Here is a 19,512-nt window from a genome sequence, read left to right on the forward strand (position 1 = left end):
GTTCCGTCGTTCGTGGAGCGGTCGATCAGCCGTTCGTCATATGGCGGGAAATGGCATGTGGTCCGATCTGTCCCCGGTCATATCGGACTCGGGTTCGCGCCAATTGCATTCCATGGGAATTGCATCAGTCTCTCCGGCGCGTTTCGGCCGACACTCCGCGAGAGCCGGAGGAGTCCCGGCCCGACATTCGTGCCACCACCCGATCCGAGTGGACACACTACGGTCCGTGGTGGGCTCGACCGGGCAGTCTGCCGCATGAGCCGGCACGACCCGAGCCCGCCGGTCCGCGACCGGGCACCGGCCGACCACCGGCCACCGTCGGACGCCTCCACCACCCGCCGGCCGGGCCCGCGCCTCCTGGCCGCGCTGGCGATCACCCCACTGATGCGGTACGCGATCGCGCGCTTCGCCGTACCCGCCGAGGTCGGTAGCCGGGCCGGCTGCGACGCCTGCGGTGCCCCGATCAGCCTGGCCCGGCCGTGGCCTGCGCTCGGACCGACCGCCCGCTGCGCCGGATGCCGCGTGCGGGTCGGCGCGCCACCGGGCACCGTCGAGTTGGCCGCCGTGGGCGTCCTCGCCCTGCTGCTGACCCGCCCACCGGTCGCCGAACTGGCTGCCGCCGCGTGGTGGCTCGCCTTCGCGATCCCCCTGGTCTTCGTCGACCTCGCGGTGCACCGGCTGCCGGACCGGCTCACCTGGCCGGCCGCCGCCGGCACCTGGCTGCTGCTCGGCCTCGCCGCGCTGACCGGTGCCGGGGTCGCGCCCTGGTGGCGCGCCACCGCCGCCGGGCTCGGGCTGGCCCTCTTCTTCGCGGCCACCACGCTGCTGCTCGGTGCACGCGGATTCGGCATCGGCGACGCCAAGCTGGCGCTCGGCGCGGGCGCGTTGCTCGGCTGGTACGGCTGGAGCCTGCTCGTGACGGGACTGCTGCTCGCGCTGGTCCTCTCCGGCCTGGTGGCGTTGGTCCTGCTGGTCAGCGGCCGGGCCCGCTGGTCGAGCCACCTGCCGTTCGGGCCGTACCTGGTGCTCGGCACACTGGGGGCGCTGCTGCTGGTGTGGTGAGTGGGCCGGTGGGGAAATGACGGTCCGCAGGGCTCGTCGTCGCACCCCAGGAGGCGCTGTGCAGAGCACCCCCGACCGGCCGTCATCGGCACCGGACGGCCGGTGGCGGATCGTCCGTACCCAGGACGACCTCGACCGGCTCGGCGAGACCGAATCGATCTTCGCGTTGAGCAACGGCTGGGTCGGCTGGCGCGGGACCCTGGACGAGGGCGACCCCTGCGAGATGCCGGGCAGCTACCTCAACGGGTTCCACGAGCGGCGGGCGCTCGACTACCCCGAGGACGGGTACGCCTTTCCGCAGCTCAGCGACACGCTGGTCAGCGTGCCGAACGCCACTCTCGTCCGGCTCTGGGTCGGCGGTGAACCGCTGGACGTCCGCACCGGCACGCTGCGCTCCCACGAGCAGGTGCTCGACCTGCGGGCCGGGGTGGTGGAGCGGGTCACCGAGTGGACCTCGCGCGCCGGGCACGGGGTGCGGGTCCGCAGCACCCGGCTGGTGTCGCTGCCACGTCGCCGGGTGGCCGCCCTCGACTGGACGGTGGAACCTCTGGACGAGGCGGTCGAACTGCGGATCTGCGCGGACCTGCTGGCCAACGAGCGGGTTCCGGAACGCGACGACGACCCCCGGGCCGCGGCGACCATCCACGACCCGCTGGTCGCCGAGCATCACCACGCCGACGGCACCGACGGCGTCCTGGTGCACCGCACCGAGCAGAGTGACCAGCGGATCGCCGTCGCCGTGGCACACCGGTTGTCAGCCCCCGACGAGATCGCCACCAGCACCGACGCCACCGAGGACCGGATCCGGCTCACCCTCACCGGGACGGTCGCGCCCGGTGGGCGGGTACGCCTCACCAAGTACGCGGCGTACGAGTGGGTGCCGGTCGACGGCACCGACGCCGAGGAACTCGCCGACCAGGTGACCGCCGAGGCGGACGCCGCCCGTGCGGCGGGCTTCGACAGCCTGCTCGCCGACCAGCGGGCCGCCCTCGACACCGCGTGGCAGACCGCCGACGTGGTGCTCGACGGCGACGAGGAGCTGCAACAGGCCATCCGGTTCGCCATGTTCCACCTGATCCAGGCGGGCCGGCCGGACGGTGCGTTGAGCATCCCGGCCAAGGGGCTGACCGGCAACGGGTACGACGGACACGTGCTCTGGGACACCGAGCAGTACGTGCTGCCGGTGCTGACGTACGTCGCCCCCGGAGTGGCCCGCTCGGCCCTGCTCTGGCGGTACGCGCACCTGCCCCAGGCACGGGAACGCGCGGCGGAGCTGCGGCTGACCGGCGCCACCTTCCCGTGGCGGACCATCGGCGGCGAGGAGTGCTCCGGCTACTGGCCGGCCGGCACCGCCGGGCTGCACGTCAACGCCGACATCGCCGACGCGGTGCTGCGTCACGCCGCTGCCACCGGCGACGAGGAGTTCCGGGCCGGAGCCGGGCTGGAACTGCTGGTGGAGAGCGCCCGGCTGTGGCAGGGTTTCGGACACTTCACCGACGACGGCGGCTTCCACGTCTACGGCGTCACCGGCCCGGACGAGTACGCCGCACTCGTCGACGACAACGCCTTCACCAACCTGATGGCCCGGCGGAACATGCGCGGTGCGGCGGACGCCGTCGAGCGCTATCCGGAGGCGGCCGATCGGCTGGGGGTGGACCCGTCCGAGGTGGCTGCTTGGCGGGCGGCGGCCGACGCGATGGTGCTGCCGTACGACGCCAAGCGCGGGGTGCACCAGCAGGCCGCCGGCTTCACCACCCAACCGGAGTGGAACTTCGACGACACCGGCGACGACGACTATCCGCTGCTGCTGAGCTTCCCCTACCTGGAGCTGTACCGTCGCCAGGTGGTCAAGCAGGCCGACCTGGTGCTGGCCATGCTGCGCTGCCCCGGGGAGTTCACCGCCGAGGAGAAGGCGGCCAACTTCGCCTACTACGAGGCGCGTACGGTCCGGGACTCGTCGCTGTCCGCCGCGCCGCAGGCGGTGCTCGCCGCCGAACTGGGTCACCTCGACCTGGCGTACGACCTGTTCGCCGAGTCGGTGTTGCAGGACCTGTTGGACATCGGCGACAAGACGGGTGACGGATTGCACCTGGCGTCGCTGGGCGGCTCGTGGCTGGCCCTGGTGCAGGGCTTCGGCGGCATGCGCGACGACCGCGAGCTGCTCTCGTTCGATCCCCGGCTGCCGGACCGGATCGACCGGCTCGCGTTCAGCCTCTGCTGGCACGGGCACCGGCTGCTGGTCACCCTCACCGCCGACGAGGCCCGCTACGAGTTGCCCGACGCTCCCGCCGACGCCGCCGTCGAGCTGTGGCACCACGGCGAGCAGGTGCGGGTGGTCGCCGGTTCCCCGGCCCGCCGGCCGATGCCGACGGTGCCCGACTTCGGCGACGAGCCGACCGCACCTCCGGGCCGCCGACCCGCCCGCCGCGCCGCCGCCGACTGAGGCGCACCGAGGTAAGGAGGGGTCCCCTGCAATGCACGAGGCGTTAGCAGGGGACCCCTCCTTACATGCCGGTCATGCGCTGCCGTACGGCGGCCAGCTCGTCGAAGGCGTACGCCCAGTTGTGGCACTTGAAGCTGCGTAGTCCGTCGATCGGCGAGCGGCAGTCGGTGCAGCGGACGCCGGCGATGGCGGCAGGCAGGCCGGTGTTGACGTACCGACGGTCGCCGAGGATCACGGTGGCGATCATCGCCGGATCGTGGACGCCCTTCAGCGCCGAGGCGACGATGTCGTACCAGGTGATCCGGCGACCGCAGGTGGGACAGTCCGGGTGGTCGCCGCTGACCCAGAGCGGTGCGCCGATGGTGCGCGGCGGCATGCCGAGCAGCTTCTCGATCCGTCGGACGTCGGCTTCCGGGGTGGTCCACCGGTGCCGGCCGGGCAGCGACGCGGGTGAGTCGTAGACGGCCTGGAACAACGTGGGGTCGACCTCCACGGTCTCGCGTTCACTGGTCATCGGCGTCCCTTCCGGTCGTCGGCGCCCCCACCGTGGTGGCCGGCGGGCGGCGGGCACAACCGGATCAACGACACGGCGGCCCGGCCGGTCCGCGCGTCGGCGCGCCGCCGGCCGGACGTCCGCGTCCGCCGAGCAGATGGCGCTTTCAGGCGGGCGTGACGGCGGCGACCTGCGCCGGTTCGGACAGCGCCGACCGCCGTACGCCCCGGACGATCAGGTAGCCGAGGATCCAGAACTCGCCCACGGTCGCCGGGACGACGAGCAGGTCGGCGAGGAGCCCGGCACCGGGTACGAGGTAGGCGGCGAACGCGTTGAGCACGTAGCCGACGCCTCCGACGACGAGGGTCCAGCCGAGGGCGCGGGGCAGCCAGCCGGAGCGGAGCACACACCAGCCCATCGGGATGAGCCAGAGGCCGAAGAAGATCCCGCCCACCGTCCAGAGGTGACCACTGAGCAGGTACAGCAGTTGCACGGTGTGCGCGGCGTCGCCGAACGGATCGGTGGCCACCTCGACGGCGGTCGCGAGCATCGCCGCGCTGCCCAGGATCGCGACGGCGTTGACCATGCCGAACGCGGCGATGCTGCCGGCGCCGGTGGTGTCGACGGTGCGGAACAGGCGGTAGAACCAGACGGCGGTGAACGTCTGGGCGAGCACCGCGAGCAGTTCGAGGGCGATCCCGACGCGGGCGAGGGATTCGTTGCCGACCAGGTGGGCCAGGGTCGCGTCGGCGTCACCGGCGGCGAAGATCCGGGGCCGGACGGTCAGGAAACCCAGTGCGCCGGCGATGGCGAGGCTGAGGTAGAACAACCCGGTCGCGCGGGCGGTGCGGATCAGCGGATGCATGGGAGGGCTCCTTCGGGACGCGTGTCGGCGCGGGCGGTGCGGGGTTCGGGGAAGGCAGTCGAGAGAACGGTGCCTTACGGCGTAAGGCAACCATACGATGTAAGGTAAAGGGAAGTGGGGGCTGGATGAGAGCGAGAAGACCTCGGGAGCCGCTGAGCCGTGAGCGCGCCCTCGCGGCGGCGATCGCGCTGGTGGACGCGGAGGGATTGGCGGCGCTGACGATGCGTCGCCTGGCCGCCGGGCTCGGCGTCGAGGCGATGTCGCTCTATTACCACCTGCCGGGCAAGGAGGGTCTGCTCGACGGCCTGGTGGAGGCGGTCATCGCCGAGATCGAGGCCGCGGTGGAGGGCGCCGACGCGACCGTGGCCGGCGACGACTGGCGTACGCGTCTGCGACAGCGCTTCCTCGCCGCCCGCGCGGTGATGCTGCGCCACCCGTGGGCGCCCGGCCTGCTCGGCTCCCGCCCGACCGTGCCGTCCGGGGTGTACGCCTACTACGACCAGATCATCGCGACGTTGCGCGACGGCGGATTCTCGTACCGCATCGCCCACCGTGCCCTGCACGCGTTCGGCAGCCTCGCGCTCGGCTTCGCCCAGGAGGTGTTCCGCCCGGCGGCGGCCGGTGGCGCGATGGACGTCGACGTCGCCGAAGCGGAGATGGCCGCGATGGCGGAGCGGTTGCCCCACCTGACGGCGATGGTGGCGGCCGAGGCGCACGACGCGGACGATCCGACGCTCGGCTGGTGCGACAGTCAGGTCGAGTTCGAGTTCACCCTCGATCTGCTCTTCGACGGTCTCGCACGCGCCCGGGGGTGACGCCGGGAGCGGTCAGAGCGGTAGCAGGCCCTCGGCCAGGCTCCGCTTCACCTGCCACTCGCCCTCCGACCCGGTGGGCCAGGGAAAGCCGCCGCTGCCGAAGACCTGGTTCAGGTAGGCGACGAACGAGGTGGTCGTCTCCCCGACGAACAACCCGTCCACGCACCCGTCGGGCAGCACGAAGCCGTACGGCCCGCCACCGCTGGTGTTCTCCTTGTGCAGCCGGTCCGGCGCGACCGGGAGCACGAACACCCCCGGGTCCTCGTCGGTCGCCTGCTCCTCCTGCCAGTCGGCCCATTCCTCGTCGTGGTAGTCGCGCAGGGACGGTCCGTCCGGGTGGCGGGATCCCTCCAGCTCGATCACCAGCGGGTCGGCCGACGCCGAGGTGGGCCACTCCGGATGCGTGCCGACCAGCCAGACGTCGCCCACCAGCCGCACCCAGGAGCAGAGCGTCATCGGCACCGCGCCGAACCGGTCCCGCAGCCAGCCGGCGTACGCGTCGGCCTGCGCGGTCGGCGGGGCGTGCGGGCACGACACCGGGGTCTCCTCGTCGTCGTTCTCGTGGAACCGGTAGCCGGCGGCAGTCAGCCGCGCCACCACGACCTCGACGTTCTGCCGGGCCCGACGGGCCATCTCGTCACAGACCGACTGCGCCTCCTCGACCAGCTCGGGGTGGAGCCGGATCGCGCTGCCCCACTGGTGCAGCTCGTGCCAGACCTGTTCCCGTTGGCCCCTGCGGTAGCGGCTGAGCCACTGCGGCGACGAGTTCATGGCCGCAGCATGGCGTACGCCTGCGACAGTCCGTCGGCTCGGCGCGCCGTGTGGCGGAACTCGCCGTCCACAAGGGACGAAAGGCGGTGCGCCGCCGGGATCGTCGGGCACCCGGCTCCCCCTTTCGGCCAATCAATGTTCACCGTTCGACGAAGGCCGATCATCAATTTGATCGATCACTTCTCGGGTCGCACGCATCGGTTTCCGAATATCTGCCGACCGGTCGGTCCAAAACGGTCTTATCGTCGCTGAGTTCGGCGTTCGGGAATCCGCTTTCCGGCCAGCCGTCCGCAGTGGTTCGTCGCGGCGGGGTGGTCGACGGGCGCGCGGCATCGGTGACGGTGGGCCCGCACCTTGCTTGCTGTGACCCATCTCTCCTGTTAGAGTGATCGCCTCGGGAGCGCTCCCACGAAACACGCCGGTAATCGGATCCACCGCGGGGACACGTAACAGGAATATTTGTGGGCCTAATTAGTGGAATCGAATACAGGGAAGCACGTGGGTGATCAGAAAAGTACGCACGACGGGCTGGCCGACGAGATCTTTCGGGAGCATCACCGGCGTCTGGAGTCGGCCTCGATCGCGCTGACCCGTAATGCTCCGGTCCTCGGTCAGTTGCGGCGCAACGTCCACGCGATCGTCACCGACGTGGCGGAGCAATTCGACCTGCCGGCGTCCTCGTTCGACCCGTCCGCCGACGTCGACGGGATCGACGAAGTGGTCGACCACGCGCTGCTGCCCACCGAGATCGGCGTGGACCGGGCGCTGCGCAACATCCACCCGATCGAGTCGTTACGGGCCGCCGCGCTGCTCTTCGAGGTCGCGCTGCCGATCATCCTGCGCCGGTACGTCGTCACCGATCCGGCCCGGGTCGCGGCCATCGCCCTCGCCCTGCACGACGCCATCTCCCGGCGGGTGTCGCTCTCCTCGCTGGCCTACGTGAACTACCTGATCGAGAAGTTGCAGGCCTCGCGCCGCGAGGAGCGTCGCCGGATCGCCCGCGACCTGCACGACCGGCTCGGTCACTCGATCGGCCTCGCCCTGCAGAACCTCGACCTGTCCCGCCACTACGGCACCCACGACCGGCCCCGGGCCGACGCCAAGGTCGGCGCGGCGATGCACGAGATGAGGGAGGCCCTGCAGACCGTGCAGGAGCTGACCGCCGAACTGCGCCGCTCGTTCGGCGCGGACGGCATCGAGCCGGCCCTGCGCGGTTACCTCTCGGCCAGCGTGCCGGCCACCATCTCGACCGGGCTGACCGTCACCGGCGACGTCAAGGTCATGCCCCGCGAGGTCGGTGAGGAGCTGTACCTCATCCTGCGCGAGGCCGCCCGCAACGCGGTGCGGCACGGCGAGGCCACCGAGCTGCGCATCACGATCGTCGCCACGGAGGACGCGATCAACGCCGAGGTGATCGACGACGGTCGTGGCTTCGACCTGATCGACGCCCAGACCGCCGGTTTCGGGCTCCGGTCCATGGCCGAGCGCGCCGACCTGCTCAACGGCAGGTTCACCATCACCTCCGCACCCGGCAGCGGCACCGTTGTCGCGGTCGAGGTGCCGCTCTACGGCCCGGAAGGATGAACACCCCGGACACCATCCGCGTGGCGGTGGTGGACGACCACAACCTCTTCCGCGAGGGCCTCAAGGAGGTGCTCGGCACGGACCCGACCATCCGGATCGTCGGTGAGGGCGGCAGTGGCCCGGAGGCGGTCGAGCTGGTCGTCGCCCACCAGCCGGACGTGTTGCTGCTGGACGTGGAGATGCCCGGGGCGGGGGTCACGGAGACCATCCGGCAGGTGCTGCACCAGCGCCGGGAGGTGCAGATCATCGTGCTCACCATGCACGACGACGCCGAGTTGGTCCGTGAGGTGCTGGAGGCGGGCGCCAGCGCGTACATGTTGAAGACGATCCTGCGCGACGAGTTGCTGGCGGCGGTCCGGTCGGTGCGCCGGCCGTCGGCGAACGTCCTGCTGGCGGTCTCGCGCGGCACGGTCGAGCAACTGGACCGCCGTCCGCCCGGCTCGGGCGGACCGGGCACGGCGCTGACCCAGCGGGAGCGGGAGGTCCTGGTCCTCGCCGCGAGCGCGCTGAGCAACCAGCAGATCGCCTCCCGGCTGCGTATCACCGAGGCCACCGTGAAGCGGCACCTGACCAACGCGTACGCCAAGCTCAACGCCGTGTCCCGGGTGGACGCCATCCGCAAGGCGGTCGCCCGCCGGATCATCTCCGACGGGCAACGGCTCTCCCGCTGAACCGGCGGGACCGGCGACGGAACCGGCGGGCGGTCGCTCAGCTCGCGAGGCACTGGGCGATCACCGTCAGGTGCACGGCGTACTGGGTGACCATGAAGGCCCGGTAGGGGCGGCGTCGGCGGTTCCGGTCGCCGTGGCTGGTCCGGGTCAGCACGCAGACGCCCAGCACCACCGCCCCGGCCAGCAACAGCCCGGCCGGCGGCACCAGGGTCGGCTCGGCGACGGCGACCGTCGCCAGTCCCGCCGCGACGAGCAGCGCGCCGGTCGCGAGCAGCCGGCGTGCGACGCGTTCGGGCAGCACGATCGGCAGGGTGTGCCGACCGGCCAGCCGGTCGCCGGCCACGTCCGGCAGGTCCTTCGTCATCCCCACCAGGCCCATCCAGAACGACAGCGCCACGGCCACCGCCACCGCCCGTGGGTCCGGTACGCCGCCACCGGCCGCGTGCCAGCCGGCCAGGTAGGTGACCAGGCCGCCGGCCACCACCACGCCGACGAAGCCGGGCAGGTTGGACTTCTGCGGTCGTGGCGCCGCCGAGTAGAGCCAGCCGAGCGCCAACATGGCCGCCACCAGGACGGCGAAGCCGGGGGAGACCAGCAGGCCGAGGGCCATCGCGAGCAGGCTGAGGGCGGCCGCCGCCCCACCGGCGGAGGCGGCGGACAGCGCACCGGTGGCGAGCGGTCGGCCCGAGCCGTTGTGCCGGTCCTCGGTGCGGTCGCAGAGGCCGTTGAGCAGATACACCTGCCAGGTGGCGCAGAGCCAGGCCAGCGCGCCGATAGTCAGGTCCCGTACCGCGGTCGGATGAAATGGCGGTGCGGCCAGCAGCGCGCCCGTCAGGAAGCGGAGCTGGAAGACGGCCTGCACCACCGGCCGGCTCTCCGAGAATGAGAGGCCGACGACGCGGGACAGTGAACCGCCCGACAGCGGATCCGCAATCGACTGAACAGACATCGGCGCCCCTCGAATAGCGACAAATTATCGATGCGTCTATTCTCGGTCAGTCGGGTGGTAATTCGGCTCCGCCAACGACGGCAGTTACGTCTACTACTTTGGTCGTAGGTCGTCTGCCCCCTTCGCGCGGTGCGTGCACCACCTCCGTAGCTACCACTACTGCGGCCCATCCCGAATGTTTATGGTGGCCCTGCGACGCTATTTCGACGAGCGGAAGCGAACGGGGGAAATGGTGCAGCAGATGATCTGGCCGGTTATGTCCGCCGAATACCGGCCGGCAGTGCCGGCCGACGCCCTGACGATCGCCGTGGTGGTCGACAACGAGGTGACCCGGCGCGGGGTGGCAGCCGTCGTGCAGCAGGTGCCGGAGGTGCGGTTACGGGCCGGTCCGGACGGGGCGGACGTGGTCATCGCCTCGCCCCGGGCGCTGAGTCGCGCCGACTCGCTGCTGGGGCACGACGACGGGCGGCAGCACAAGCTCCTCGTGCTGCTCGACGAGCCGGACCAGGTGGACATCGTGCGCTGGCTGACGCCGGACGGCTACCTCCTGGCCACGGACCTGACCCCGGAGTCCCTGCACCGGACGTTGACGCAGGTGGCCGACGGCCAGTTGGTGGTGCCCACCGAGTTGAGCCGGCACCTGCTCAGGTTGGCGACCGGCCGGACGAGACGGGACCGCGTCCGGGCACCGGTGCTCACCGCTCGCGAGCGGGAGACGCTGGCGCTGCTCGCCGAAGGGCTGAGCAACCGGCAGATCGGCCGTCGGCTCGGTGTCTCCGAACACGGGGCCAAAAGGCTGGTGGGCAACATCATGACCAAACTGGACTCACCGAACCGCACGCTCGCGGTGGCGATCGCCCTGCGGGAACGGCTGATCCAGGCCGAACCGGCGTAACCCCGGCCAGGTCCGCACCACCACCCGGTAGTCGGCGGTCCCGGTCAACGCGACCGACGCCAGGTGCCCGTCGCCGAGCGTGAGATCCCGCACCACCCACGGACCTGGCAGACCCGTCCCACCCCGGCACCGCAGGCCGCGACCGTACGGTTGCGATCCGGCGACCCGTACCCGGAGTCCCTGCACCAGCCGCCCACCGCTGGCCTTCACGCAGGCTTCCTTGCGGGTCCAGTAGCGGAGGTACCACCAGTCCTGGGCCGGACCGCGAGCGCGGCCGACCCGGGACGCCTCGCCCGGCGGGTAAAACCGCGTCGCCAGCCGACCCACCGGTGACGGCGTGCCGTCCGGGTCCGGCCGGGCGAGACGCTCCACGTCGACCCCGACCTCCCGGCCGGTGGTGACCGCCAGCAGGGCCAGGTCGGCCGAGTGCGTCAGGTTGACCTTCGTCTCCGGCTGTCCGAGCAGCGCCGGCTTACCGTGCCGCCCCCGGTGCCAGACCACCCCCTCCGGAGGTACGCCGAGATACCCGCCGAGGATCAACCGGCTGGTGGCGTGGGCGTGGACGTAGCGGCGGCGCACCCGGGCGTCGCCGAGCCGGTCGGCCCGGCGACGCTCGTGCGGATCCAGCAGGTCAGCCGGATCCGGATCACCTTCGAGTGGACGGCCCAGCGGAATCCGCCAGACGTGGACGACGCCGTCGAGCCGCATCACGGTGCTCCGGTGGCCGCCAGGACCCGTTCCTGCGCCGCCACCGTCACCAGCAACTCCTCGATCTCCCGCAGGATCCCGGCGGCGTCGTCGCGGCTGAGCCGGGCGGTGTCGGCCCGTACGGTCAGCTCCAGCCGGTCCGGCCCGTCCTCGATCACCTTGAGGAAGAAGGTCAGCTCGTCCACCTCGTACCCGGTGCCGAAGGTGAGCCGGCCGGTCGCCTGCGCGGCACGCAGCCGCTCGGCGGTCACCTCCTCGATCGGGCCCGTGTCCGGCCCGGCCTGTCGCAGGTCGTTGAAGTAGCAGGACGGGTCGGCGGTGGCGGCCAGCGTGCCGCGCAACGCGCTGATCGCCTGCCGGTCACTGATGCCGCTTCGGTACGCCTTCATGGCCGTACCCCAGCAGCTCTTGACCAGCACGGCGAAGTCCTCGGCGGAGACGTCGATCGTGGCCGGCACGTCCTGCACCAGGTTGCCGACGTAGCCCCGCAGCTCCGCCCGGTGCCGGTTGCCGGCGATCAGGGTCATCGGCACCCGGTCGTGGCCGGTACGTCGACCGAGGACCTTCGCGGTGGCCGTGAGCAGCACGACGGAGCTGCCCGTGGCGTACCGGGTGGCGATGGCGTCCAGGGCCAGCTTGACCGCGCTGGTGCTGAGCGTCGCGACGGCGTACCGGGGGGACTCCGGCTCCCGAGGGGTGAAGATCGCCGGTGGGGCGGTCGCCAGTTGCTCCCGCCAGTGGGCCAACGATCGTTCCTGGACCCGGCGCCCCGGTTCGCTCTGCTCGAACTCGGCCAACTCGACCGGCTGCATCGCGGGCGGCGGCAGTTCCTCGCCGGCCAGCAGCCGGGCCAGTTCGGCACCGATCACCCGGGTGCCCAGGTAGTCGGTGGCCGCGTGGGACACACAGGTGATCACCACTCGGGGTGCGCCGTCCAGCACACCGACGGCGGGCCGGATCGGCCACTGGGTCGTGTGGTCGAACCGGTGCCCCCGGACCTGTGCCTCCAGGTCGTCGACGAGCGCCCGTGGATCGGGATCCTCGGCGGTGGCCTCGCAGATCTCCACCGGCAGCTCCCCGGCGGCCATCACCTGCTGCATCAGGTCCCCGGCCGGATCGTGGTGGAAAAGGGTGCGCAGCGCCTCGTGCCGGCGGACCAGGGCGCCCAGCGCGGCGAGCACGCCCGGCAGGTCCACCCCCTCGGGCACCGGGGTGAAGACCGTCGAGTTGTAGAAGGAGGTGTCCGGCATCTGCCGGTCGATGTCCACCCAGATGCTGCGCTGTCCCAGGGTGGCGGGGGCGAGTACGCCCCGCTCGCCGTCGATGCGTACCGCCTGCCGGGTCATTCGCGCCATGCCGCCGCCTCCTTCTCGTCCTGGTCGTGGTCGGTGGTCTCCGGGGTCGGGGTGCCCGCTCGTCGGCGGACGAAGAGGACGGTGGCGAACACGGCGGCGATGCCGAACAGGTTGGCGATCGCGATCGTCCAGTACAGCGGCTCCGGCCCGTTGGCGGACCGGGCCAGGTAGCCGCCGACCGCCACGATGCCGCCGAAGTAGACGACGTTCAGGGCGATCGCGAGTGGCCCGCCGCCGACCTGCTCCAGCACGGTGAGCGCGGCGAGGACCAGGCCCATCAGCACGAAGGTTGGCGCGACGATGCCGAGGTAGCGGGACGCCTCGGCGGCCACCGCCGGGTCGGCCGCCGTCACCCGGGCCAGCCAGTCCCGGCCGGTCCACACCACCAGGGCGCAGACCACGTAGAACGCGGCGGTCACCTGGAGGCCGGCGCGCAGCACGCCCGGCATCCGGTGGCTCTCCCCGGCGCCCCGGTACTGGTTGGCGACGATCGCGGTGGCCGCGCCGATCGCCACACCGGCGACGATCACCACGCTCTGCACCACGTACGCCACCGCGAAGCCGGACACCACGGTCGCGCCGAAGGCGCTCACCACCCAGGTCAGCGCGAAGTTGCTGGCGAAGATCGCCACGTACGACGCGAAGACCGGCAGACCCACGCCGGCCAGCAGGCCGAACAGGTCGGGTCGCCAGGCCAGCGACGTGCCGGGCTGCCACACGCCGGTACGCCACAGCAGGTAGCCACCGAGCGCGCTGCCGACCACGCCGGACGCGGCGATGGCGATCGGCACCGACCAGAGGCCCAGGCCCAGACCGCCGGGCAGGCCGAGCGCGGCCACGCCGACGATCTCCACGGCGGCGGCGGCGAGGAGTACCGCCGCTCCCTCCCGGGGGCGTCCCGCGCCCCGCAGGGTGGCTCCGCAGAGCACCGACCCGAGCCCGAGCAGCGCGGCCAGGCAGACCCACCGGACGAACCACACGAAGTCGCTCTGCGCCCCCGGGTCGACCCCGAACAACTGACCCATCCCGGGTGCGGCGAGTCCGAGCAGCAGCAGCACCACGACCGACGCCACGGCGCCGATCCGGGCGAACCCGGCCAGCGCCCGGATGCGGCTCCCGGCGTCGTCGCCGCTGAGCGCCGACGCGACCTGGTTCGGTACGGCGAGCCCGGCGTGCAGGGCGATGATCACGAACATGATCGGGGTGAACAGCGAGCGGATGTAGAGCGAGTCGTCGCCCATCCGGCTCATCAGGGCGACCACCACGAGCGGGACCAGGACGCCCACCAGGTCGCCGAGAACCATCGGCGAGGCCTGGCGCAGCACCTGGCGGCGGTACTCAGTCATCGTCGAACCTGCCCTTGGTCAGTGCGTGACAGACGGTGAGCCGCTGCACGTTGCGGGTGCCCTCCATGAACTCGACCCCCCGGGCGTCGCGGGCCAGCTTGTCCAGCCAGGGATGCGCGAACCGGGACCCCGGGCCGAGGATCCGCAACGCCTGCTGGGTTGCCTCCTCGGCGAGCTGGGCGGCCTGCGCCTTCGCGGCCGAGGCGTAGTAGCCGTTGCGGGCGTCCCGGTCCACCTCGTGAGCGGCGCGCAGGATCAGTTGGCGTGTGGTGTGTACCCGATGACCCAGCCGGTCCAGCTCGTCGCGACCCCGTCCGGACTGCGATCGAGCATACTCGATGGCGGCCCGCGCGATCCCCAACGCGATGGCGGCCACTCCGGGGCGCAGCAGGTTGAACGTCCGCAGTGCACTCCACATGCCGCGTGCCGAGGCCGGCAGATGGGCGCCGAGGATCCGGCCGGGCGCCACCGGTACGCCGTCGAGGCGGATCGCGCTGATCTGCGCGCCCCGCAGGCCGACGGTGTCCAGCGCCTGGGCGTGGTAGCCGGGAGCCGACGTCTCCACCAGCACCGCGACCACCCCGAGCGGCCCCGAGCCGGTACGCGCGAAGACCGTGCCCACCTCGGCACGGGTGGCGTTGCCGACGTACCGCTTCTCGCCGTGCAGGGTCGCCGACCCGTCCGGCGCCTTGCGGAGCTGCGTGCTCAGCGACATCGCGTCGGAGCCGCGTGCCGGCTCGGTCAGGGCGAAGAACGTCCAGGTGGGACGCGACCGCACCCGCCCGAAATACCACTCCTGCTGGGCCTCGTCGCCGAGCATCCCGACCAGCACGCCGGAGAGCGAGGCACCCGGTGAGGCCAGGAACATCCCCGCGTCGCCGAAGGCGATCTCCTCGGCGGCGACCACCCGCTCCACGGCGGTGCTGCCGTAGTACGTGTACCTGCCGATCCGCATCGGGTCCGGTTGCAGGTGCGCCGGGATCATCGTCTTCCCGACGTAGTTGATCGCGGGCAGGTCCAGGTGCCGATAGACGGTGTCCGGGTCGCGCTCCAGGTCGAAGGCGTACGGCCGCAGCTCCGCGGCCCACTCCCGGGCGTGCTCGCGCAGCACCCGCAGCCGGTCATCCGGCTCGATGATCGCCATGGTCAACTCCGTCGAGGTACGCGTCGGCGAGCAGTTCGGACAGGTGCGCGATCCCGCCCGGCCCGTCGGTCAGGAAGCCGCCGGCACCGAGCAGCCGCAACGACGCGCGGTCGGCGTCGGTGAGCTGGCGGTGCAGGTAGGCGGCGAGGGACGGGTCCGGGTCGTGCTCCAGTGCGTCGAGGACCGCGGCGACGCCCTGCTGCTCGGTGACGATCTCGGCGAGGCTGCCCTGGACCAGTTGCTGCTGGATCAGCGGCACCCCACCGGTCGTCCGGCCGGTCAGGTACTCCCTGGCCTGGTCGAGCAGCCACTGCGAGACGCCGAGTCGCATCCAGGTCAGGCCGAGCACCCAGCCGGCGGGCCGGTCGTCCGCCCCACCGGAGCGGGCCTGCCACCCCGGCGGGCACAGCCCGTGTCCGCGCGGCCCGTGCACCGTCTCCGGTGCGCCGGTCGCGGTCAGCAACGCCGTCCAGCCCGCCACCAGTCCGTCCCGGCGGGCCACCGTCCGACAGTCGGCCAGCGTGACCACCGCCTGCGCGGTCACCACGTCGGGTCCCAGGCGAGCACGGTGAGGTAGCGCAGCACCGGGTCGTACTCGGCCAGCACGGTCCGGCCGGTGAGCTGCCGGGCGGTGGTCCAGATCCCGGTGCAGAGCGTGCCCCGCCCCACCCGGTGCACCCGCTCGGCCCGCAGCGCGACCTCGGCGGTGACCGGCACGTCGTAGCCGGCCACCAGCGCGAACGGCCGACCGTCGCGGGCCGAGATCTCGTCCAGGACGTCGACCAGCAGCGCCGCTGCCGCCGCCGGGTCGACCTCGGTGCGCTGACCGAGCAGCACGCCGGTCTCGCCGGGCGCGGTCGGTCGGAAGGCGTACGCCACCGCGACGTCCTCGGTCGGCACCCGCTCGGTCGCGTCCACCTCCCAGGGCAGGTTGCGCTGGTCGAGGACGACAAGGGCGGTACGCGCATCGGCTGCCGCGTCGCGCAGGTGGTCGGCGGCCAGCCGCAGCGCGGTGAACGGCGCGGTGACGCCCTGGTCGCTGACGCAGAACACGGTCGGGCGACCGGGTGCCGCCTCGACCAGGTAGCACCCGGCCGAGGCCCGGGAGTCGATGTCCGGGGTGGCGAACGCGAGGACGATCCGGCGCAGCGTGTCCACGCCCGGGGTCAGCTCGGCCACCACCGTCGACGCCATCGTCGTGTACGAGGTGACCTGGGCCTTGGCGAGGAACTCCGGGTCGTAGGAGCGGCCGTAGGCGCCCACCATGTCGGCGAGGTAGCGGTCCAGGCCGTCGTCCTCGATCGGCCCGTTGCCGCGGAAGGTGCGGGCGGCGGACGCCGCCGGCCGGACCGGCAGCTCCCGAAGGAGGCCGGTCCGGTCGGCGGCGAGCCGTGGTGCGACTGTGGTGAACACGGTCAGCGGCTCACGTGCTCGTTGACGTACTCGGAGAGGGTGGTGACGGTCTCGAAGTGCCGCTGCTCCAGGTCGTCCGGGTCGAACTCGGCACCGAGCTCGTTCTCCAGTTCGAGCAGCAACTCCAGCACGCTGGTCGAGTCGAGCCCGAGGTCGTCGAAGAGGCGGGTGTCCGGGGTGATGGTGGCGACGTCCCGCTTGAGGACGGCGGCGAGTGCGGTGCGGACGCTGGCCACCACGGCCTCGTCCACCACCGGCGCCGGGGGCTGACCCTGCACAATCGTCTCGGTCATGACACGCGAATCCTTTCGTTCGAGGGGTGTCCGTTGCTGGTGACGGTCGACACGAGTCGGGCCGGTGCGGCCAGCTCGTCGTGCGTCGGCTGTCGGCTGAGCAGGTCCTCCGGGTCGTCCCGGTGCCGGACCAGGTAGGCGTGTCCCTCGTGGACCAGCACCTCGGCCGGGTAGCCGTGGCTGAGGAAGTGCACGGGGGAGGCGGTCGGCCCGTACGCCCCGGAGCGCAGCACCCCGATGAGGTCGCCGGGACGGACCGTCGGCAGCGGCACGTTCTTGCCGATGGTGTCGTTGGGCGTACAGAGCGGGCCGGTGACCTGCCACTCCGCCACGGCCGGCTCGGCCGGACGGTTGAGCAGGACCATCGGGTAGTTGCGCTTGACGAAGGAGCCGGTCCCGACGGCCGCCATGTGGTGGTTGGTGCCACCGTCGGCGACGGCGAAGCGCTGGCCCATCGACTCCTTGACGTAGCGGACGCCCACCACGTACACACCGGAGGGCGCGGTCAGGTACCGACCCAACTCCATGATCACGCGGGTGTCCGGGTGCCGGTCGCGGAACGCCTCCACCACCGGGTTCACCCGCTCGGCCACCAGGGCCGGGTCGAGGTCGGTCTCGCCCTCGAAGTACGCCACGCCCAGCCCGCCGCCGATGTCGACCATCTCCAGCGGGAAGCCGTGCCGCAGCGCCAGCCGCTCGGCGAGCTCCAGGATCCGCGCGGTGTTCTCGGCGATGACCTCTTCGCTGAGGATGCGGGTGCCCAGGTAGGCGTGCACGCCCATCACCCGGATGTGGGGGTACGCGCCCAGGTCGGGCGCGGCGAGGAGCTGCGCCTCGTCGATGCCGAACTGGCGCGGCTTGCCGCCCATGGTCAGCCCGCCGCCCTTGACCGCGAACTCCGGGTTGACCCGGAGCGCGACCGGCGCGACGACGTCGTGCTCGGCGGCCACCTCGTTGAGCAGTTCCAGCTCGCCGAAGGACTCGACGACCACCGCGTACACCTGCTCGCGCAGGCAGGCGGCCAACTCGTCGCGGCTCTTGCCGGGTCCGAGGAAGATGATGTCCCGGGGTGCCACCCCGGCCCGCCGCGCGGTGATCAGCTCGGTCAGCGACGACACCTCCGCGCAGGCGCCGTAGCCGTGCAGCACCGCGCAGACCGACAGGTTGGGGTTGGCCTTCAGCGAGAAGAACATGTCCACGGCGGGGTGCAGGCGCTCCCGCAGGCCCTGGTACTGCCGCCGCAGCTGCTCGCCGTCGTAGACGAACATCGGCGTGCCGAATCGCTCGGCCAACTCGGTGATGCCGATGCCCTGCACCTCGTGCTCGGCGGTCATGATCCGGTCCTTTCGGTCAGGCCGGCGACCACGCCGGCCACGTGTTCGTCGAGCTGGCGCACCCGCTCCTCGGTCGGCGCGACGACCAGCGCGTAGAGCCGGCCGTCGAAGTCGCCGTCGCCACCGGCGGCGGCGTTGACCGTGGCGAAGTTGTTCACCAGGACGCCCTCCTCACCGGCCCGGGTGAGCAGGACGTCGCCGAGCGCCCCGTGCAGCCGCTTGAACGGCAGCGGCTCGGGCAGCCGCAGCGGGTACTGCCGGGCCAGCGCCACCCAGCCGGCGGGGACGAAGCGCTCCTGCAACGGGAGCTGGTAGGTGGACATGTTGTTGCGGGCGTTGATCTCGGTGACCGGGAAGAGGCGCTCGTCGTCGCCGACCATCGCGTCGACGCCGACCACTCCGACGTATCCGTCGGCGTGCAGCCGCTCGCCGAGCAGTCGGGCCGCGTCCCGGATCTCCGCCTCCTGGCGGTCGTCGAGCCGGGCCGGGATGCGGTGTCCCTTGTGCACGCCGGACTCGGTGATCGCCTCCTTGACGAAGTCGAACCGGACGTCGCCGTCGCGCCCCACGGTCATCTGGTAGTTGAGGTCGGCCCGCTTGGCCACGAACTCCTCCACCACCAGGGCGACCCGGTCGGAGCCGGTGGTGCGGGCCTTGCGGCTCACCATCCGGTCCATCTGGTCCAGCCGGCGCGGGTCGTCGACCACGACGATCCCCTTGCCGGAGACCCCGTACGCGTCCTTCACCACCACCCGGCGGCCGTCCGAGAGGATCTCCTTGGCCCAGGCGACCGCCGCCGACCACTCGGCGATCGTGACGCAACCCCGACCGGCCGGCTGCCGCAGGCCCACCTCGTCGGCGACCTGCCGGCTGTAGACCTTGCTGTTGACGGCCTTGCAGGTCTGCGCGGAGCTGCCGGCGATCCGGATGCCGGTGCGGGCGGCGATCTCCTCCTCCAGCACCGAGACGCCGTGCACCGACAGGTACGCGCCCTGCTCCGCCCACTGGGCCATCCGGCGCAGCAGCTCGGAGTCGGCGAGTACGTCCTGGCTGACGGTGTGCTGCGGGTTCTGCGCCGACACGGTGTGGATCTCCGGCAGCTCGACGCCCAGGCCGGTCAGGAAGGCCAGGTAGTCGGGGTCGGGGGCGGCCTTGAGCAGCACCCGGTCACCCGCCCCGGCCAACAGCAGCGCGAACTCGTCCATCCGGTTCACCACCGCGCTGCCGGAGCCGAACGCCATCCGGGGCAGGCCCGGCTCGTCCTCGCCCCACACGTCCTCCACCTCGAAGTTGCCGAGGAAGACGAAACGCGCCTCCGGGTCGCCGGTCACCGCGGTCTTGAGCCGGGGTATGAACGGTGTGGTCATCATG

Annotated in this window: 19 protein-coding genes; 6 read left to right on the top strand and 13 right to left on the bottom strand. The window is 72.0% G+C overall.

Annotated elements, in window-relative coordinates; translation table 11 throughout:
- Positions 1 to 384: 384 nt before the first annotated feature.
- Positions 385 to 1,062, top strand: coding sequence for an A24 family peptidase (locus ABZ738_RS18705; RefSeq protein WP_357214768.1), 678 nt, complete (start codon positions 385 to 387; stop codon positions 1,060 to 1,062).
- A gap of 58 nt (positions 1,063 to 1,120) precedes the next feature.
- Complete coding sequence (locus ABZ738_RS18710) at positions 1,121 to 3,505, top strand: glycosyl hydrolase family 65 protein (protein WP_357214632.1); 2,385 nt, start codon at positions 1,121 to 1,123, stop codon at positions 3,503 to 3,505.
- 61 nt (positions 3,506 to 3,566) lie between these two features.
- Here ABZ738_RS18710 and ABZ738_RS18715 read toward each other — a convergent pair whose 3' ends face one another.
- Complete coding sequence (locus tag ABZ738_RS18715) at positions 3,567 to 4,019, bottom strand: hypothetical protein (protein ID WP_357214635.1); 453 nt, start codon at positions 4,017 to 4,019, stop codon at positions 3,567 to 3,569.
- Positions 4,020 to 4,164: 145 nt separating this feature from the next.
- Positions 4,165 to 4,863: a DUF4386 domain-containing protein gene (locus tag ABZ738_RS18720; protein ID WP_357214638.1), complete on the bottom strand. Its 699-nt coding sequence runs from the start codon at positions 4,861 to 4,863 to the stop codon at positions 4,165 to 4,167.
- 125 nt (positions 4,864 to 4,988) lie between these two features.
- On the opposite strand from ABZ738_RS18720, the gene ABZ738_RS18725 reads away from it, so the two are divergent.
- Positions 4,989 to 5,678, top strand: a complete 690-nt coding sequence (locus ABZ738_RS18725) for a TetR/AcrR family transcriptional regulator C-terminal domain-containing protein (RefSeq protein WP_357214641.1) — start codon at positions 4,989 to 4,991, stop codon at positions 5,676 to 5,678.
- A gap of 12 nt (positions 5,679 to 5,690) precedes the next feature.
- Here ABZ738_RS18725 and ABZ738_RS18730 read toward each other — a convergent pair whose 3' ends face one another.
- Positions 5,691 to 6,449 (bottom strand): hypothetical protein, encoded by a 759-nt coding sequence (locus ABZ738_RS18730; RefSeq protein WP_357214644.1) that lies wholly within the window; start codon positions 6,447 to 6,449, stop codon positions 5,691 to 5,693.
- 498 nt (positions 6,450 to 6,947) lie between these two features.
- Between ABZ738_RS18730 and ABZ738_RS18735 the strand changes: the two genes are divergently transcribed.
- On the top strand, positions 6,948 to 8,033 hold the full coding sequence (locus ABZ738_RS18735) for a sensor histidine kinase (protein ID WP_357214647.1): 1,086 nt from the start codon (positions 6,948 to 6,950) through the stop codon (positions 8,031 to 8,033).
- Positions 8,030 to 8,704, top strand: a complete 675-nt coding sequence (locus tag ABZ738_RS18740) for a response regulator transcription factor (RefSeq protein WP_176092284.1) — start codon at positions 8,030 to 8,032, stop codon at positions 8,702 to 8,704. The genes ABZ738_RS18735 and ABZ738_RS18740 overlap by 4 nt, the downstream gene beginning before the upstream one ends.
- 37 nt (positions 8,705 to 8,741) lie before the next feature.
- Here the strand turns inward: ABZ738_RS18740 and ABZ738_RS18745 are convergent, their stop codons facing one another.
- Positions 8,742 to 9,653: a UbiA family prenyltransferase gene (locus tag ABZ738_RS18745; RefSeq protein ID WP_357214651.1), complete on the bottom strand. Its 912-nt coding sequence runs from the start codon at positions 9,651 to 9,653 to the stop codon at positions 8,742 to 8,744.
- Between the two features lie 241 nt (positions 9,654 to 9,894).
- Between ABZ738_RS18745 and ABZ738_RS18750 the strand changes: the two genes are divergently transcribed.
- Positions 9,895 to 10,548 carry a response regulator transcription factor gene (locus tag ABZ738_RS18750; RefSeq protein ID WP_357214654.1) on the top strand — a complete coding sequence of 218 codons (654 nt, stop codon included), beginning with the start codon at positions 9,895 to 9,897 and terminating at the stop codon, positions 10,546 to 10,548.
- Here the strand turns inward: ABZ738_RS18750 and ABZ738_RS18755 are convergent.
- From ABZ738_RS18755 to ABZ738_RS18795, 9 genes are read right to left on the bottom strand one after another with little or no spacing between them, the layout of a single operon-like run.
- Positions 10,480 to 11,256 carry a 4'-phosphopantetheinyl transferase superfamily protein gene (locus ABZ738_RS18755; RefSeq protein ID WP_131051903.1) on the bottom strand — a complete coding sequence of 259 codons (777 nt, stop codon included), beginning with the start codon at positions 11,254 to 11,256 and terminating at the stop codon, positions 10,480 to 10,482. The genes ABZ738_RS18750 and ABZ738_RS18755 overlap by 69 nt on opposite strands.
- Positions 11,256 to 12,611 (bottom strand): condensation domain-containing protein, encoded by a 1,356-nt coding sequence (locus ABZ738_RS18760; protein ID WP_357214658.1) that lies wholly within the window; start codon positions 12,609 to 12,611, stop codon positions 11,256 to 11,258. The genes ABZ738_RS18755 and ABZ738_RS18760 overlap by 1 nt, the downstream gene beginning before the upstream one ends.
- Positions 12,599 to 13,957 (bottom strand): MATE family efflux transporter, encoded by a 1,359-nt coding sequence (locus tag ABZ738_RS18765; RefSeq protein ID WP_357214661.1) that lies wholly within the window; start codon positions 13,955 to 13,957, stop codon positions 12,599 to 12,601. Before ABZ738_RS18765 ends, ABZ738_RS18760 begins: the two co-directional genes overlap by 13 nt.
- Entirely contained in the window at positions 13,950 to 15,101 is a 1,152-nt protein-coding gene (locus tag ABZ738_RS18770) for an acyl-CoA dehydrogenase family protein (RefSeq protein ID WP_131051900.1), read from the bottom strand. The genes ABZ738_RS18765 and ABZ738_RS18770 overlap by 8 nt, the downstream gene beginning before the upstream one ends.
- Positions 15,079 to 15,648, bottom strand: a complete 570-nt coding sequence (locus tag ABZ738_RS18775; RefSeq protein WP_236145605.1) for an acyl-CoA dehydrogenase family protein — start codon at positions 15,646 to 15,648, stop codon at positions 15,079 to 15,081. Before ABZ738_RS18775 ends, ABZ738_RS18770 begins: the two co-directional genes overlap by 23 nt.
- The gene (locus ABZ738_RS18780; RefSeq protein ID WP_357214666.1) at positions 15,642 to 16,514 is read right to left on the bottom strand and encodes a hypothetical protein; all 873 of its coding nucleotides are present in this window, start codon (positions 16,512 to 16,514) and stop codon (positions 15,642 to 15,644) included. The genes ABZ738_RS18775 and ABZ738_RS18780 overlap by 7 nt, the downstream gene beginning before the upstream one ends.
- 2 nt (positions 16,515 to 16,516) lie before the next feature.
- Complete coding sequence (locus tag ABZ738_RS18785) at positions 16,517 to 16,807, bottom strand: acyl carrier protein (RefSeq protein ID WP_131051898.1); 291 nt, start codon at positions 16,805 to 16,807, stop codon at positions 16,517 to 16,519.
- Positions 16,804 to 18,141 carry a type III PLP-dependent enzyme gene (locus ABZ738_RS18790; protein ID WP_131051897.1) on the bottom strand — a complete coding sequence of 446 codons (1,338 nt, stop codon included), beginning with the start codon at positions 18,139 to 18,141 and terminating at the stop codon, positions 16,804 to 16,806. The genes ABZ738_RS18785 and ABZ738_RS18790 overlap by 4 nt, the downstream gene beginning before the upstream one ends.
- Entirely contained in the window at positions 18,138 to 19,508 is a 1,371-nt protein-coding gene (locus ABZ738_RS18795) for an ATP-grasp domain-containing protein (RefSeq protein WP_357214670.1), read from the bottom strand. The genes ABZ738_RS18790 and ABZ738_RS18795 overlap by 4 nt, the downstream gene beginning before the upstream one ends.
- Positions 19,509 to 19,512 lie beyond the last annotated feature (4 nt).

The organism is Micromonospora sp. NPDC047793, assembly GCF_040642635.1.
Taxonomy (GTDB): domain Bacteria; phylum Actinomycetota; class Actinomycetes; order Mycobacteriales; family Micromonosporaceae; genus Micromonospora.